The 14431-nt window shown below is 67.1% G+C and carries 18 protein-coding genes; 7 read left to right on the plus strand and 11 right to left on the minus strand.

Going from position 1 to position 14431, the window contains the following annotated elements; genetic code table 11:
- On the minus strand, window positions 1–383 hold a 383-nt coding region (locus ACSVDM_RS30455), incomplete at its 3' end, for a diiron oxygenase (RefSeq protein WP_439269127.1).
- 137 nt (window positions 384–520) lie between these two features.
- On the opposite strand from ACSVDM_RS30455, the gene ACSVDM_RS30460 reads away from it, so the two are divergent.
- A complete protein-coding gene (locus ACSVDM_RS30460; RefSeq protein WP_439269128.1) occupies window positions 521–1483 on the plus strand; it encodes a DUF5996 family protein in 963 nt (320 codons plus the stop codon).
- Between the two features lie 2 nt (window positions 1484–1485).
- Here ACSVDM_RS30460 and ACSVDM_RS30465 read toward each other — a convergent pair whose 3' ends face one another.
- Complete coding sequence (locus tag ACSVDM_RS30465; protein WP_439269129.1) at window positions 1486–1677, minus strand: hypothetical protein; 192 nt, start codon at window positions 1675–1677, stop codon at window positions 1486–1488.
- 67 nt (window positions 1678–1744) lie between these two features.
- On the opposite strand from ACSVDM_RS30465, the gene ACSVDM_RS30470 reads away from it, so the two are divergent.
- From ACSVDM_RS30470 to ACSVDM_RS30480, 3 genes are read left to right on the plus strand one after another with little or no spacing between them, the layout of a single operon-like run.
- On the plus strand, window positions 1745–2335 hold the full coding sequence (locus ACSVDM_RS30470) for a maleylpyruvate isomerase family mycothiol-dependent enzyme (protein WP_439269130.1): 591 nt from the start codon (window positions 1745–1747) through the stop codon (window positions 2333–2335).
- Window positions 2336–2385: 50 nt separating this feature from the next.
- The gene (locus tag ACSVDM_RS30475; protein WP_157104801.1) at window positions 2386–2679 is read left to right on the plus strand and encodes a type II toxin-antitoxin system Phd/YefM family antitoxin; all 294 of its coding nucleotides are present in this window, start codon (window positions 2386–2388) and stop codon (window positions 2677–2679) included.
- Entirely contained in the window at window positions 2679–3080 is a 402-nt protein-coding gene (locus ACSVDM_RS30480; RefSeq protein WP_439269131.1) for a type II toxin-antitoxin system VapC family toxin, read from the plus strand. Before ACSVDM_RS30475 ends, ACSVDM_RS30480 begins: the two co-directional genes overlap by 1 nt.
- A gap of 57 nt (window positions 3081–3137) precedes the next feature.
- Here the strand turns inward: ACSVDM_RS30480 and ACSVDM_RS30485 are convergent, their stop codons facing one another.
- Window positions 3138–4352 carry an acyl-CoA dehydrogenase family protein gene (locus ACSVDM_RS30485; RefSeq protein ID WP_439269132.1) on the minus strand — a complete coding sequence of 405 codons (1215 nt, stop codon included), beginning with the start codon at window positions 4350–4352 and terminating at the stop codon, window positions 3138–3140.
- 33 nt (window positions 4353–4385) lie between these two features.
- Window positions 4386–5783, minus strand: a complete 1398-nt coding sequence (locus ACSVDM_RS30490; protein WP_372462137.1) for an acyl-CoA dehydrogenase family protein — start codon at window positions 5781–5783, stop codon at window positions 4386–4388.
- A 127-nt stretch (window positions 5784–5910) separates the two neighbouring features.
- Here ACSVDM_RS30490 and ACSVDM_RS30495 point away from each other — a divergent pair, with 127 nt between their 5' ends.
- Complete coding sequence (locus ACSVDM_RS30495; RefSeq protein WP_439269133.1) at window positions 5911–7377, plus strand: glycosyltransferase family 39 protein; 1467 nt, start codon at window positions 5911–5913, stop codon at window positions 7375–7377.
- A gap of 19 nt (window positions 7378–7396) precedes the next feature.
- Here the strand turns inward: ACSVDM_RS30495 and ACSVDM_RS30500 are convergent, their stop codons facing one another.
- Window positions 7397–8158 (minus strand): alpha/beta fold hydrolase, encoded by a 762-nt coding sequence (locus ACSVDM_RS30500; RefSeq protein WP_439269134.1) that lies wholly within the window; start codon window positions 8156–8158, stop codon window positions 7397–7399.
- 60 nt (window positions 8159–8218) lie between these two features.
- Between ACSVDM_RS30500 and ACSVDM_RS30505 the strand changes: the two genes are divergently transcribed.
- Entirely contained in the window at window positions 8219–8593 is a 375-nt protein-coding gene (locus ACSVDM_RS30505) for a MerR family transcriptional regulator (protein ID WP_439269135.1), read from the plus strand.
- 83 nt (window positions 8594–8676) lie between these two features.
- On the opposite strand, the gene ftsX is transcribed toward ACSVDM_RS30505, so the two are convergent.
- The 6 genes from ftsX to ACSVDM_RS30535 form a co-directional block, all read right to left on the minus strand.
- Window positions 8677–9579, minus strand: coding sequence for a permease-like cell division protein FtsX (gene ftsX, locus ACSVDM_RS30510; RefSeq protein WP_067491644.1), 903 nt, complete (start codon window positions 9577–9579; stop codon window positions 8677–8679).
- Window positions 9579–10259: a cell division ATP-binding protein FtsE gene (gene ftsE / locus ACSVDM_RS30515; protein WP_210740346.1), complete on the minus strand. Its 681-nt coding sequence runs from the start codon at window positions 10257–10259 to the stop codon at window positions 9579–9581. The genes ftsX and ftsE overlap by 1 nt, the downstream gene beginning before the upstream one ends.
- Before the next feature lie 70 nt (window positions 10260–10329).
- Window positions 10330–10479, minus strand: a complete 150-nt coding sequence (locus ACSVDM_RS30520; RefSeq protein WP_157102088.1) for a hypothetical protein — start codon at window positions 10477–10479, stop codon at window positions 10330–10332.
- A complete protein-coding gene (locus ACSVDM_RS30525) occupies window positions 10466–11323 on the minus strand; it encodes a mechanosensitive ion channel family protein (protein ID WP_225278974.1) in 858 nt (285 codons plus the stop codon). Before ACSVDM_RS30525 ends, ACSVDM_RS30520 begins: the two co-directional genes overlap by 14 nt.
- A gap of 128 nt (window positions 11324–11451) precedes the next feature.
- A complete protein-coding gene (prfB, locus tag ACSVDM_RS30530) occupies window positions 11452–12570 on the minus strand; it encodes a peptide chain release factor 2 (RefSeq protein ID WP_067491755.1) in 1119 nt (372 codons plus the stop codon).
- A gap of 54 nt (window positions 12571–12624) precedes the next feature.
- Window positions 12625–13482: a helix-turn-helix transcriptional regulator gene (locus ACSVDM_RS30535; protein ID WP_439269136.1), complete on the minus strand. Its 858-nt coding sequence runs from the start codon at window positions 13480–13482 to the stop codon at window positions 12625–12627.
- A gap of 145 nt (window positions 13483–13627) precedes the next feature.
- Here ACSVDM_RS30535 and ACSVDM_RS30540 point away from each other — a divergent pair, with 145 nt between their 5' ends.
- Complete coding sequence (locus ACSVDM_RS30540; protein WP_439269137.1) at window positions 13628–14212, plus strand: NADPH-dependent FMN reductase; 585 nt, start codon at window positions 13628–13630, stop codon at window positions 14210–14212.
- The last annotated feature ends 219 nt before the right edge of the window (window positions 14213–14431 follow it).

Below are 14431 nucleotides of genomic sequence, written 5' to 3' on the forward strand. Positions count from 1 at the left end.
GTGTGGTTGCACTCTTCGGCAGCCTCGTGCGTGACGTACCGGAATTCCGGATCACCGTTGGGCACCGAGATCAGGTACTGCATGAGGCCGCGGATGAGCAGTTGCTCGAAATCCAGGCCGACCTTGGCGATACCGGCCTGGCGCCACATCCCGATGGCGATCTGCTTCTCGAGCGGTTGCGCCTTGTACCAGGGGTGACGGCCGAGCGGGTCCTCGTCGGGCATGATCCAGCGCGGGTCGTCGCTGTGCACGGCGAACTCGGGCGAATCCCAATCGATGTCGACATAGGGATCGAAGTGCCGGTTCACCGAGCCTTCGGACAGGTTGCGCAGGATCTCGTGGTACTCGGGATCGGTCGCGGTGTTCTTGACTGTCGACAGCATCAGCGGTGTCTCCTTCGTGTGGCGCAGCTCGCACGTTATATGAGACCCAGGGTCTCAGACAAGTGCCGACTCGCCGTAGGATGAGGCTGCTCCACGGAATCCGACCGCTCGCCGCGTACCGAAGGAGTGAGAACCCGATGGCTCGACTGACACCGGAGAAGGCCCGCTGGCCCGCATTGAAGGTCGACACCTGGTCCGATACCCGCGACACCCTGCACATGTGGTCGCAGATCGTCGGCAAGCTGAAGATGGCGGGCACGCCGCTGATCAACCACTGGTGGAACGTCACGTTCACGGTCAGCGCGCGGGGGTTGACCACCGGCGCCATTCCGGTCGACGGCCGCATTCTCGACATCGAATTCGATTTCGCCGCACACGAACTCGTGCTGCGCACCAGCGACGGACGCCGGGCCACGCTCGCGCTGCGACCACGCACGGTCGCCGACTTCTACGCCGAGCTCGTCGAGGTGCTCGGGCGCTTGGGCATCACGGTCGAGATCGAGGCCTCACCGAACGAGGTCGACCCCGCGATCCCGTTCGCCGAGGACACCGTTCATCAGTCCTACGACGCCGATGCGGTCGGCGTCTACTGGCAGCAACTCGTGCAGGCGAATCGGGTGTTCCAGCTGTGGCGAGCAGGCTTCGCCGGAAAGTCCAGCCCGGTGCATCTGTTCTGGGGTTCACTCGACCTGGCGTGCACCCGCTTCTCCGGGCGTAGCGCGCCGACGCATCCCGGCGGGGCGCCCAACTGCGCGAACTGGGTGATGGAGGAGGCGTATTCGCGTGAATGCGCCAGCGCGGGTTTCTGGCCCGGCGGCACCGAAGGCATGTTCTACGCCTACAGCTATCCCGCCCCCGACGGATATTCGTCGCGGCCCGCGGGACCCGACGGCGCGCACTGGGACGCGGCACTCGGCGAGTTCGTCCTGCCGTACGAGGTGGTTCGTGAGTCGGACGACCCCGACGCCACCCTCCTGCGCTTCCTCGATACGACCTACGCCGCCGCTGCCGATCTGGCCGATTGGGATCGGGCGCTGCTCGACGTGAACCCGCACCGCCTGGACCGCCGCCTCCACGCCGACGACACGGCAACCATCTGAGGTCACTCCCGTTCGGCGGTCTTCTCCGCTGCTTCCCGGCGCTGCCGATAGAGCAGAATCCCCGCCGCGACCAGCCAGATCACCGCGTAGACGACCGCCCGCATCGCACTCCAGTTCGCGGCGAGCAAACCGATCGCCACGCCACCGGCCACGCCGAGGATCATCACGGCATTCGGCTTCGAGTTCTTCCCCACGGTGGGAATCATCGCACGTCGATGAGTTTCGGGCCGCTACGTCGTCGGTACCGGTAGCGGACGACGAATGGGAGACATGGTCATGGACGACGCGCAGGTGCAGAACTGGGTGCGAGCCGAACGGCTCGCCCTCGCCGACTTTCTCGAAGACCTCACCCCCGGCGAATGGGCCACCCCGTCACTGTGCCCCGGCTGGACGATCCACGACGTCCTCGCCCACGTCAGCACCACCGACACCCTGCGCGAGACCCTCGTTGCCGTCCTGCGCGCCAAGGGCAACTGGAACCGGATGAACGCCGAGCTGGCCACCACCCGCGCCGCCCGCCACACCCCGGCCGAACTGCTCACCGAACTCCGCGCCTTCGCCGACTCGACCCGCCGCGCACCAGGCGCCGGCGTCCTCGACCCCCTGGTCGACATCATCGTCCACGGCCAAGACATCGCCCGCCCCCTCGCCCGCCCCTACGAAACGCCCGTCGACCGCGTCGTCCCCGCCCTCGACTACACCATCGCCAGCCGCTTCTACGGTGCCAAGAAACGTTTCCGCGCAACCCGATTGACCGCCACCGACACCGACTGGACCTACGGCGAAGGCCCCGAAGACATCAAAGCCCCCGCCATCGACCTGCTTCTTCTCGCCACCGGTCGGCCGGCTTAGCCGACCGACCGCTTCAAGCATGTTTTACAAAAAAGTGTCACACTTAAGCTATGGCTACTGTTCCAGTTCGTGAACTCTCGCACCACACGGCTCGGTGTCTCGCGCTGGTGAAGTCGGGGGAATCGGTGGACATCACCGAGCGTGGACGTGTTATCGGACGCATCGTTCCGGTCGACCCGGATGGCGATGTGCGCTCCAGGCTCATCGCGCAACGCCGGGCACGTCCGGCTACACAAGGACGTGCTGAGTTGCTGGCGCAGCTGCGCCGTGGCTCGACCGACACCGATAGCGACAACGCTGTCAGCGCCGCCTTGCAGGACCTCAGGGACGGCGAACGCTACTGATGCTGTACTTCGACACGGGCGCGTTGGTGAAGCTGGTCCACCGGGAGGCAGAGACCGATGCGCTGCTCGATTGGCTCGGCGAGCGAACCGAGATGGCGTGGCTGACTTCAGCGCTGGCCGAGGTGGAACTCGTCCGGGCGGTCCGGGTGGCCGCGCCCGCGGATTTGATCAATGTGCCCGCCGTGCTGGCACGGGTGGACCGCGTGGAGATCGATCCGATTGTGCGGGCGAATGCCGCTGCGGTGTCACCGCCGTCGATCCGCAGCCTCGATGCGATCCATCTCGCGACCGCGCTGGAGCTCGCCGCCGATCTGACGGCATTGGTGACCTTCGACAAGCGCCTGGGCGAAGCGGCCGAAGCTGCCGGCTTGAACTGGGAGTCTCCGGGTTCGTCGAGGTGAGCTACGAATACGAAACCGGTGCGGATCTGTATGATCCGCACCGGTTTCGCTATCCGATCACTTCAGTTCGGCGCTGGTCTTGCCGAGGATGCGCCGGGCCACGATCAGCTGCTGGATCTGCTGAGTACCTTCGAAGATGTCGAGGATCTTCGAGTCGCGGCCCCACTTCTCCAGGAGCAGGCGCTGCGAATAGCCGAGCGCGCCTGCGAGTTCCACCGCCTTGAGGGTGACGTCGGTGCCGGTGCGGCCCGCCTTGGCCTTCGACATCGAGGCCTCGAGCGAGTTCGGCTTCTTGTTGTCGGCCATCCACGCCGCGCGCAGGGCGAGCAGGTAGGCCGCCTCGTAATCGGCTTCCATCCGCAGGAATTCGGCCGCCGCGGCGTGCTGGTTCATCGCGGGGGTGTCGTAGGAGATGTCGACGCCTGCCTCGGTGAGGATGGTGCGCAGCTCCTCGAGCGCGGCGCGGGCGACACCGATGGCCATCGCGGCCACCAGCGGGCGGGTGTTGTCGAAGGTCTGCATGACCCCGGCAAAACCCTTCTCCACGTTCACTTCCGGCGAACCGAGGATGTTGTCCTTCGGAATGCGGCAGTCCTGCAGCAGCAGCACCGCGGTGTCGGAGGCCTTGATGCCGAGCTTGTGCTCGAGCCGCGCCACCGAAAGACCAGGAGCGTCACGCGGGACGACGAACGACTTGATCGCCGCCCGGCCGAGGCTCTTGTCCACCGTCGCCCACACCACGATGTGGGTTGACCGCTCACCGGCGGTGACGAAGATCTTCTCGCCGTTGAGCACCCACTCGTCACCGTCGAGGACGGCGGTGGTCGACACGGCGGCCGAGTCGGAACCGAACGACGGCTCGGTGATGGCCATCGAGGCCCATACCTTGCCGAACCGCTCCAGCTGCTCGTCGGTGGCTACCGCGGCGATCGCGGCATTGCCGAGGCCCTGGTAGGGGATGGTCAGCAGCAGGCCGACATCGCCCCACGCGGTTTCGAGGGTGTTCATCAGCGACGACATGTTGCCGCCGTTGGCGTTGGCCGTCAGCAGGTCGGTCGCGGTGTCGCCACGGCCGCCGGAGGCGCCGCCGATCTGCTGGGTGCCCGAGTCGGCGAGGCCTTCGACCATGGCCGACATGGTGTCGAGTTCGACCGGGTACGCGTGCTCGGCGAGGTCGTACTTGCGCGAGATCGGACGGAAGATCTGGGCGGCGACCTGGTGGGCCTGGTTGGCGCTCGCCTTCAGCTTCTTGGGGAGTTCGAGATTGATCATGGGAAGTCTCCTGGAAGGTAAGAAAAGCGGCCGCTACACCAGCACGATGCCCTCGGCGACGCCGATGGCACGAAGATCGCGATACCAGCGCTCGACCGGGTGCTCCTTGGTGAAGCCGTGGCCGCCGAGCAACTGCACGCCGTCGAGGCCGATCTGCATGCCCTTGTCGGTGGCGAGCTTGCGCGCCAGCGCCGCCTCACGGGCGAACGACAGGCCCTGCTCCGCGCGCGAGGCGCCGCGCAGGGTGACCAGGCGCAGACCGTCGAGTTCGATCGCGATGTTGGCGACCATGAACGCCACCGCCTGGCGGTGCGAGATCGGCTCGCCGAACGCCTCACGCTCGTTGACGTAGGGGATCACGTAGTCGAGCACGGCCTGACCGGTGCCGACCGCGAGCGAGGCCCAGCCGAGGCGGGCCAGCTGCACGGCGTCGGCGTACTCGGCCGCGCGGGCGGCGGCGTCACCGTCGCCGAGGATCGCGTCGGTGCCGACCGCGACGTTGTCCAGGATCAGCCGACCCAGACCGGCGGCGCGCAGACCCATGCTCGGGTCGGCCTCCACCACCAGGCCCGCCGCGTCGGACTCGACGATGAACAGCGCCGGGCGTCCGTCGAGCTCGGCCGCCACCAGGAACAGTTCGGCGTCGGCGGCCGCCGGGACCAGGCTCTTCACGCCGTTGAGGCGGTAGCCGCTGGGGGAGCGGGTGGCCTTGGTCTGCAGGGCGAACGGGTCGAACAGGGCGCGCGGCTCGCTGATGACCACCGAGGCCTGCGGCACGTTCTCGCCGGTGAAGGCGGGCAGGTAGGTGCGCTGCTGGGCGTCGGTGCCCCACTGCGACAGCGCGACGGCCACCCCGCTCGGCGCGAGAATCGGCAGCGCGAGACCCATGTCGCCGTAGGCGAGGGCCTCGGCCACCAGCGAATTGGTGACCGCGCCGCGCTCGGCGGCCGCGCCCTCGAGCTCCTCGGGAACGTTGATCAGGGTGATGCCGAGTTCGGCGGCGCGATCGAGCAGATCGCGCGGGGCCTTGGCGGCCGCGTCGGCTTCGTAGGCGGCCGGGCGCAGGATCTCCCCGGCGAAATCCTTCACCGTTTCGACGATCATCTTCTGATCGTCGGTGGGGGTGAGGTCGAAGTAGTCCTTGGTCTTGGCCTCGTTGTCGGGTAGTCGCTTGGGCTCGCCGCCGCCGGTGACCTTGCCGAAGGTGCGGGTCGCCGCGCCAAGAGTCCGGAACCCGGTCTTGGTGCCCTCGTAGGTGATGCGTTCGATGGGCTTGCGCAGCTTGTACTTGCCGGCGAACTCCGACCCGGTCACGGTCGTCAATGCGCGCATCGCAGCGCCCATCCAGTCCCGTTTGGGCTGGTTGAGGCCGACCGCGGACGTGTCGTTCGGACGTCGCTTCGTCGCGCTGTCTCGAGTGCTCATCATCACCTGATTTCCTCGGCTGTCGGGACGCTCCGTGGCCCCACTATCTTACTCTCCGGTAAGACTATCTTACTCCGGAGTAAGAAGTGCAAGGACGAACCGGGAAATCGCCGGATTCTGTCACGCTGCACAGGTGCGCGTCCTGGTATCGGTGTTCGCCCTCGTCCTGCTGGTGACCTCGGGCCGCTACGGCTATCACCGCGACGAGCTGTACTTCCTCGCGGCGGGTAGGCGGTTGGCCTGGGGCTATCCGGATCAACCACCGTTCGTGCCGCTGCTCGCGCGGGTGATGTCGGCGGTCGACCCCGACGCGCTGTGGGTGCTCCGGCTGCCCTCGATCGTCGCGGCGGCGGTGGTTGGCGTCTGCGCGGGCTGGATGGCGGGGGAGTTGGGTGGTGGGCGTGGTGCGCGGGTGCTGGCGGCCGCGGCGGTCGCGAGCGCGGCGCTGGTGCAGGGCGTCGGGCACTTGCTCACCACGACCGTGTTCGACCTCGCTGTATGGTCGTTGGTCTGCCTGATCGTGCTGAAACTGCTTCGGGCGAAGGGGGACTCGTCGTCCTCTTCGGTAGTGGTCGACGGCGACACGACCGGTGATCCCCGTTGGTGGCTGCTGATCGGCGTGCTCGTCGGTGTCGGATTGCTGAACAAGGTGCTGTTGATCGTGCCGGTCGTGGCGCTCGTGGTGGCCCTACTGCTCACCGGGCAGCGAAAGGTGTTCGCCACCAAGTTCTTTCCGTGTGCGGTCGTGGTCGGCGCGCTGCTGACCCTGCCCTATCTGTGGTGGCAGGCGCGCAACGGCTGGCCGCAGTGGGAGCTGAGCCGGGCCATCGCGGGCGGATCGTCTGGGACCTCGGATTCGCCGATCATGTTCGTGCTCTTGCAGTTCGGTTTGTTCGGGCCGCTGCTGGTGCCGCTGTGGGTCTACGGGCTGTGGCGGCTGTGGCATTCGCGGTACCGCGCGTTCGCGGTGGCCTACGTCCTGCTGTTCGTGCTGTTCCTCGTGACCGGCGGCAAGGCCTACTACCTCGGCGGGATGTATCCCGTGCTGCTCGCGGCCGGATCGGTCGGCCTGGCCGGTTGGCTCGGACAGGCCGGAAAACGCTGGTTCGCAGCGACTTCCGTGATCGCGCTCAACGCGGTCATGTCCGCCTCACTGTTCCTTCCGGTGCTACCCATCGAGGCGATCCCACACTCGCCGACCCTGGCGATCAACTACGACGCGGGCGAAACCATCGGCTGGCCACGCTATGTCGAACAGATCGCCGCCGCCCATCCGCCCGGCGCTTCGATCCTCACCGCCAACTACGGCGAAGCGGGCGCCATCGAACACTTCGGCACCGAATACGACCTGCCGACACCGCATTCCGGCCACAACGCCTACTGGTGGTGGGGACCGCCGCCCGATACGGCGACCGAAGTCCTCACCGTCGGCATCGATCGCGCCCGGCTCACCGGCCTCTGTGCGAGCGTCGAACCCCGGGGCGTTCTCGACAACGGCCTGGGGATCGACAACGACGAACAGGGCGAACCGATGTTCCTCTGCGGAAATCCACTTCGTCCCTGGTCACAGGTGTGGCCGGAGCTGCGGAATCTCGGCTGACTCGCTCAGGTCGCGGGATTCAGAGGCCGTGCCGGTCCAGGAAGTCGGTCAGCAGCTTCTGCCACTCCTCGGGCCGCTCGACCATGACCACATGCCCGGCCGCGATCTCCGCGTATTCCGCGCCCGGGATCGCGGCGGCGAGGGTTCGTGAGTTCGCCGAGTCGACGAGCAGGTCGGCGGTGGTCGCCACGACGAGCGTCGGCACCGCGATCGCGGCGAGATCGGCGGTGGTGTCGACGGTTTCGACCAGCGCGGCCTGCGCGCGGGTCCCGCCGGGGATCGCGGCGGCGGTCTGGCGGACGACATCGTCGACGACGGCGGCGGGCAGACCGTTCACGAAGTCGGTGGAAAAGCCGGTGAGCAGGACCAGGCGGGCGAACGCCTCGTGGGCGCCCCGGTCGAGGAGGTCCTGCCAGGCCTGCACGGCGAGGCGGGCGCGATGGTCGGGTGTGGCCAGGCCCGCGGTGAGCAGCAGCCCGGTGACGCGCTCGGGATGGCGGGCGGCGGCACGCACGGCCACCGCGGTGCCGAGGGAGAAACCGACGATGGTGAAGGTCTCGATGCCCGCGTCGACGGCGGCCGCGACGAGCGCGTCGGCGAGGGCGTCGAGGGTCAACGGGGTGTCGTCGCCGGGGTAGTCCGAGGCGACCACGGTGTGACCGGCGGCGAGCGCGGGGATCACGGAGCCGAAATTGCTCTCGATGCCACCGCCCGCGCCGTGGGCGAGCACGATGCCGGGGCCGGAGCCGTGAACGGTGGTGTGCAGCGGAATTGTCGTCATGACGGCGACGTTAGGGATTGACATGGGTGTGAAGGTCAAGCCGAACGTGCCGGTGATCACATGCTGATCGGCGAACTCGCGCACCGCACCGGGGTCGCCACCCGGCTGCTGCGCTACTACGAGGAACAGGGTCTGCTGCATCCGCGCCGCGACACCAACGGCTATCGCAGCTATCCCGAGGCAGCGGTCGCCCGAGTAGCCCGTATCCGGGACCTGCTGGCGGCGGGCCTGAACACCGAGGAGATCGCCGACCTGCTCCCGTGCGCCGAGCACGACGGACCGGTCCAGGCCTGCGAGAAATCGGTGCGCATCATGGCCGATCGGACGGCCGAACTGGACCGCCGCATCGCCGACCTCGACCGTCAGCGTTCGCGCCTCGCCGCCCAGCTCGACGCCAGTCTCGCGAACAGCGGCGCACCGAGTGCGAGCCGTTAGGCCGACACGCCTCGGGCGGCACCACCGACCGTGGTCGGCCGACCGTTCTCGCGCCGCCCCGGACGTCCAGGGCGGCGCCGAACTCATTCGCGTACGTAGAACCGCAGTGTGAGATAGGCGGTGACGGCGGCGAAGACGATGCCGACGGGTGCGATGGTCAGAGCGACCACCGCGATGTCGTCACCGGTGATGCGCGGGAACACATTGCTGTCGAACAGCGGGCCGAGCGCCCGGTCGATCACCAGCGGACGCGCGATCACCAAGCCGAGGACGGCCAGCACCGAACCGACGAAGGCGGCCGCGACCGCCTCGAGCAGGAACGGTAGCTGCGTATACCAGCGCGTCGCACCGACCAGGCGCATGATGCCGACTTCCGTGCGCCGGGTGAACGCCGCGATCTGCACCATGTTGAGCACCAGCAGCATCGCGGCCAGCGCCATCACCAGCGCCAGACCGAACGCGGCATTGCGCAAACCGTCGAACAGGCTCACCAGCCGGTCGACGAACTCCTTGTCGTTGGCGACGATCCGCACGCCCTCCCGGGTCGCGAACGCATCGTAGATGTGCTGGTACTGGTCGGCGTCGGTCATCTTCACCCGCAGCGAGGCGGGCAGGGGAGAGTCGGCGATGTACTGCACCATCTCCGGCTGATCCTCGAACAGCTTCTTGGCCTCCTCGAGCGCGTCGGCGCGGTTGAGGAACTGGACGCTCTCCACCCCGGAGGTCTGCTTCATGTCGGCCAGCAGGGACTTGCACGGCTCGGCGGCGCAGTCGGGGTCGGTCTCGGAGACCGAATCGTCGAGGTAGAAGCGCACCTCGAGGCGGCCGATGAAGAAGTTCTCGGTCTTGTCGGCCATCCGCACCGACAGCATGCCGCCGCCGAGCATCATCAACGACACCGCGGTGGTCAGGATCATCGCGACGGTCATCGTCAGGTTGCGGCGCAGGCCGTCGGCGACCTCGGTGAACAGGAAACTCAGTCGCATTATCGCCCCACCCCGTAGACACCGGTCGCCTCGTCGCGCACGAGTCTGCCGTGGTCGAGTTCCACCACCCGCCTGCGCATCGCGTCGACGATGTGATTGTCGTGGGTGGCCATCAGCACCGTGGTGCCCACCCGGTTGATCCGCTCCAGCAGCGCCATGATGTCGGCGCTGGTCTCGGGGTCGAGGTTGCCGGTCGGCTCGTCGGCCAACAGCACCAGCGGCCGGTTGACGAACGCGCGCGCGATCGCCACCCGCTGCTGCTCACCACCGGACAGCTCCGAGGGCAACCGGTTGCCCTTGCCGCCGAGCCCGACCATGTCGAGCACCTCCGGCACGGTCCGCTCGATGAACTGACGGCGCTTGCCGATCACCTCCAGCGCGAACGCCACGTTCTGCTCCACCGTCTTCTGCTGCAACAGCCGGAAATCCTGGAACACGCACCCGATGCGCTGGCGCAACTTCGGTACCTTGCGCCCCGGTAACCGGTCGACCCGGAAATCGGCCACCCGGATCTCCCCGGAGGTCGGCGCCTCCTCCTTGAGCAGCAGCCGCATGAACGTCGACTTGCCGGAACCGGACGGGCCGATGATGAAAACGAACTCGCCCTTGTCCACCTCGACGGAGACGTTGTCCAGCGCCGGCCGCGTCGACGTTTTGTACGACTTGGAAACGTTGCGCATGGTGATCACGAGGAGCCAGTGTAGCCAGCGGGCTGCTCGTGACGGGTGCCCCGACGACGTCGGCGGGGCGCTACTGGGTGGGATTCACCCAGGACGGGACGGAATTGATCAGGGTCACCGGCTCGGTGGTCGTGCCGTCGGCCGGCTTCACGAACAGGTAGACGACGAAGGTCGATACCCAGGTGGCGATCAAGATCGCCGTGGACTTACGCGGTTTCACTGATTCCTTCCTTACGCAGGGCGGCGGCCACACGCACGCGCAGCTCACGCCCCACCTCGAATTGTTTGCCTGGCAATGTGCGGGCAACCATCCGAATGTTCATCTCGTCAAGCGACAGATCCTCCACGCCCATCACCGAAGGCTCGTCGAGCAGCAGCGGTTTCAGGCGGGCGTCCTGGTAGGCCTTGGTGCACACCTCGTGCAGCACCTCGTTGATCTTGTTGATGTCGGCTTGGGCCGACACCGGCACATCGATCGCGGCGCGTGCCCAGTCCTTGGACAGGTTGGTCACCTTCACGATCTGGCCGTTGGGGATGGTGATCACCTCGCCGTCGGCATTGCGCAGCGTGGTGATGCGCAGGGTCACGTCCTCGACGGTGCCCTCGGCCGGGTCGGCCGAGCCGGTGACCGCGATCTGCACCACGTCACCGAACCCGTATTGGCGTTCGGTGATGAGGAAGAACCCGGCGAGGATGTCCTGCACGATGCGCTGGGCACCGAAACCGAGCGCCGCACCGAGCACCGCCGCGGGGGCGACGAGGCCGGTCACCGAAAAGCCGAGGCGCCGAAGAACTTCCATGCCGACCAGCACGTACACGATGGTCAGCACCACCCAGGTGATGACCTGGGCGAGCGCGTGCCGGTGCTTGGCCGCCTCGGTGCGGACCAGGGCGTCGCTCGAGTGGAACGAGGCATCGATCTTGGTGGTCACCCGGTCGCGCACGAACGCCGCGAACCGGCCGAACAGCATCGCCCCGACGACTAGTAGGACGATCTCCAGGCCGCTGGAACGCAGCCAGGCGGTGATCTCCGTACCACCGTTCATCGCGAGCACAGCGTTCATCGCGTCGCCCCGTGGGGCGCGCGCAGGCACAGTTCCGGTCCGTTCGAACACACACCAGAAAGGTTACAGGCCGGTCACGGCGCGTCGTCAAACGTGAACAACGACACCATCGGCGAGCGAATCGCTGGCTATGCGTCGGCCTGTTCGCGCATGCGCCAACGGATTCCGGATTCGATGAATCCGTCGATGTCACCGTCGAGCACCGCCGAGGGGTTGTTGACCTCGTAGTTGGTACGCAGATCCTTGACCATCTGGTACGGATGCAGCACGTAGGAGCGCATCTGGTTGCCCCACGAGGCGCCCTCGTTGGTCTTGAGCGCGTCCATCTGGGCTCGCTCCTCCTGGCGCTTGCGCTCGAGCAGCTTGGCCTGCAGCACGCGCATGGCCGAGATCTTGTTCTGCAGCTGCGACTTCTCGTTCTGGCAGGTCACCACGATGCCGGTGGGGATGTGGGTCAGGCGAACCGCCGAGTCGGTGGTGTTGACGCTCTGTCCACCGGGGCCCGAGGAGCGGTACACGTCCACCCGGATGTCACCGTCGGGGATCTCGATGTGGTCGGTGGTCTCCACCACGGGCAGCACCTCGACCTCGGCGAAGGAGGTCTGGCGGCGGCCCTGGTTGTCGAACGGGCTGATCCGCACCAGGCGGTGGGTGCCCATCTCGACCGACAGCGTGCCGTAGGCATACGGCGACTTCACCGCGAAGGTGGCGCTCTTGATGCCCGCTTCCTCGGCGTAGGAGGTGTCGTAGACCTCCACGCTGTACTTGTGGCGCTCGGCCCAGCGGATGTACATGCGCATCAGCATCATCGCCCAGTCGGCGGCGTCGACACCACCGGCACCGGAGCGGATGTTGACCAGCGCGTCACGCTTGTCGTACTCGCCCGAGAGCAGGGTGCGCACTTCCATCGCCTCGATGTCCTCGCGCAGCGACGCCCGTTCGGCGTCGGCGTCGGCGAGGGCCTCGGTGGCGGCTGCGCCCTCTTCGGCCTCGGCGAGTTCGTAGAGCACCGGCATGTCCTCGAGCCGCTGGCGCAGGTCTTCCACCCGGCGCAGTTCGCTCTGGGCATGCGACAGCTCGCTGGTCACCTGCTGGGCGTGCTCCTGGTTGTTCCAGAGTTCGGGATCGGCGGCCTGGTGCTCGAGTTCATCGATGCGGCGGCGCAGCTCCTCGACATCGAGGACCGACTCGACCGTCTTGAGCGTGGTGTCGAGTTCGGCGAGGTCGGCGATAACGTCAGGATGCACGATGTCCAAGGTTACCGGTCGGCACCGACACGGCGAAACACGCGTACCACCACGTCAGCCCGCGACGGCACGCAGACCACCCGGGCGGCGGCCGACGAGGTCGTCCAGAGCGGCGGCGCTCGCCGCGTCGGCGGGCAGCAGAACGTAGAGCTGCTGATCGTCGTCGATGGACAGATCGAGCGATTCGTAGGCCAGCCGCAGCTCACCGGTCTCGGGATGACTGATCCGGTTGATCCCACCCGAGGGCGGCAGGCCGGGCAGGCGCGCGAGCCGGTCGGTGAAGGCGGAGCCCGCGGTGACGGTGAGCTCGTCGACCAGCGCGGCGACCACCGGGTCGGCGCGGAACGGGCCTTGTTTGAGTGACGCGACCAGCTTGTCGGCCGCTTGATCCCAGTCCGGGTACAGCTCGCGCGCGCCGGGATGGGTGAAGACGAAACGCGCGATATTGGCGGGTTCGCCCTGGTCGAACAGGCCGCTGGGGCCCATCAGCCTGCGGTAGCCCTCCGTGCAGGCGAGCACTTCGGTGAACCGATTGGTGGTCGCGGCGGGCGCGGGTTCGAGCTGGTCGAGGATCGCGCGGACAGTCGGGCGCACCGTGCGGTTGGGTCCGTTCTCCGCCGCTCCGCAGCTGAAACCGGACATGCCCTTGGTGAGCTGATGCAGATGCACCCGTTCGCGTGGGGTCAACCGCAGCGTCTCGGCCAGCGCCGACAGCACCGGCGGCGAGGGATGCCGGTCGCGTCCCTGCTCGAGCCGGATCAGGTACTCCACGCTGACACCCGACAGCATTGCCACCTCTGCGCGGCGCAGACCGGGCGTCCGCCTGCGCGCACCCGCCGGCAGACCGACCTCCGCGGGGGAGACCGACTCGCGCTTGGTTCGCAGGAACAGACCGAGTTCGTTGTCGCTCACCGCACCGACGGTACCGAGCCTCGCGCCGCCGAGAGTGGCCGTGCCACTACCACTCTCAGCGTGGTCTCCCTGCCAGGTCGCCGAGCGACGACATTGGGTTGCACCGGCCGATCGGGGCCGGCACCAAACACTCGAGGAGCAAACCGTGTCCGCATTGAAACTCGCGATCATCATTGGCAGCGTCCGCGACGGGCGGTTCGGCCCTGTGGTCGCCGAGTGGTTCGCCGCGCAGGTCGACGATCGGTTCGATGTCGATGTGATCGATCTGGCGGAGTTCGATCTGCCGGCCGAACTGCCCGCGGTGCCGCCTGCGATGGACCCTGATCCCGCGCGGCCTGCCGGGATGGTGGCGTTGTCCGATCGGCTTGCCGCTGCCGACGCTTATGTTGTTCTGACGCCCGAGTACAACCGGAGTTATCCGTCGGCTCTGAAGACTGCTATCGACTGGCACTTCACTCAGTGGGATCGCAAGACGATCGGGTTCGTCGGGTACAGCGGGGGAACCGGGGGTGTGCTCGCTATCGAACATCTGCGTCAAATTTTCAACGAACTCAACGCACATACTGTTCGGGATTATGTGTCGTTCCCTCGTTATTACCTGTTGTTCGACGAGGATGGTCGGCTGCGTGAACCCGAGGGGTTCGAGGCTGCGGCGAAAGTGATGCTCGATCAACTGTTTTGGTGGGCGACGGCGTTGGCGGGTGCTCGATCCGTGGCGGTTTCTGCTTGATCTGTGGGGGGCGTCGTCTGCCGGGAACTCGGCCACAGGGGGTTACTCGAGTGCGTCACTCTGCAGGGCTCTCAGCCGTGCGGAACTGCCTTGGTGTTTTGTGCACCACAAAGGTATTGGGCTGTGTTTTTGGAGCGCTGGCGCGCTCGAGCGCGGCCCCTGGGGGGCCGCGCGAACAGCGCTCGAGACTCGCGCCTGCGGCGCATGCGCTTCGAGCGC

This window comes from Nocardia sp. JW2, assembly GCF_051843015.1.
Lineage (GTDB): Bacteria > Actinomycetota > Actinomycetes > Mycobacteriales > Mycobacteriaceae > Nocardia > Nocardia coubleae.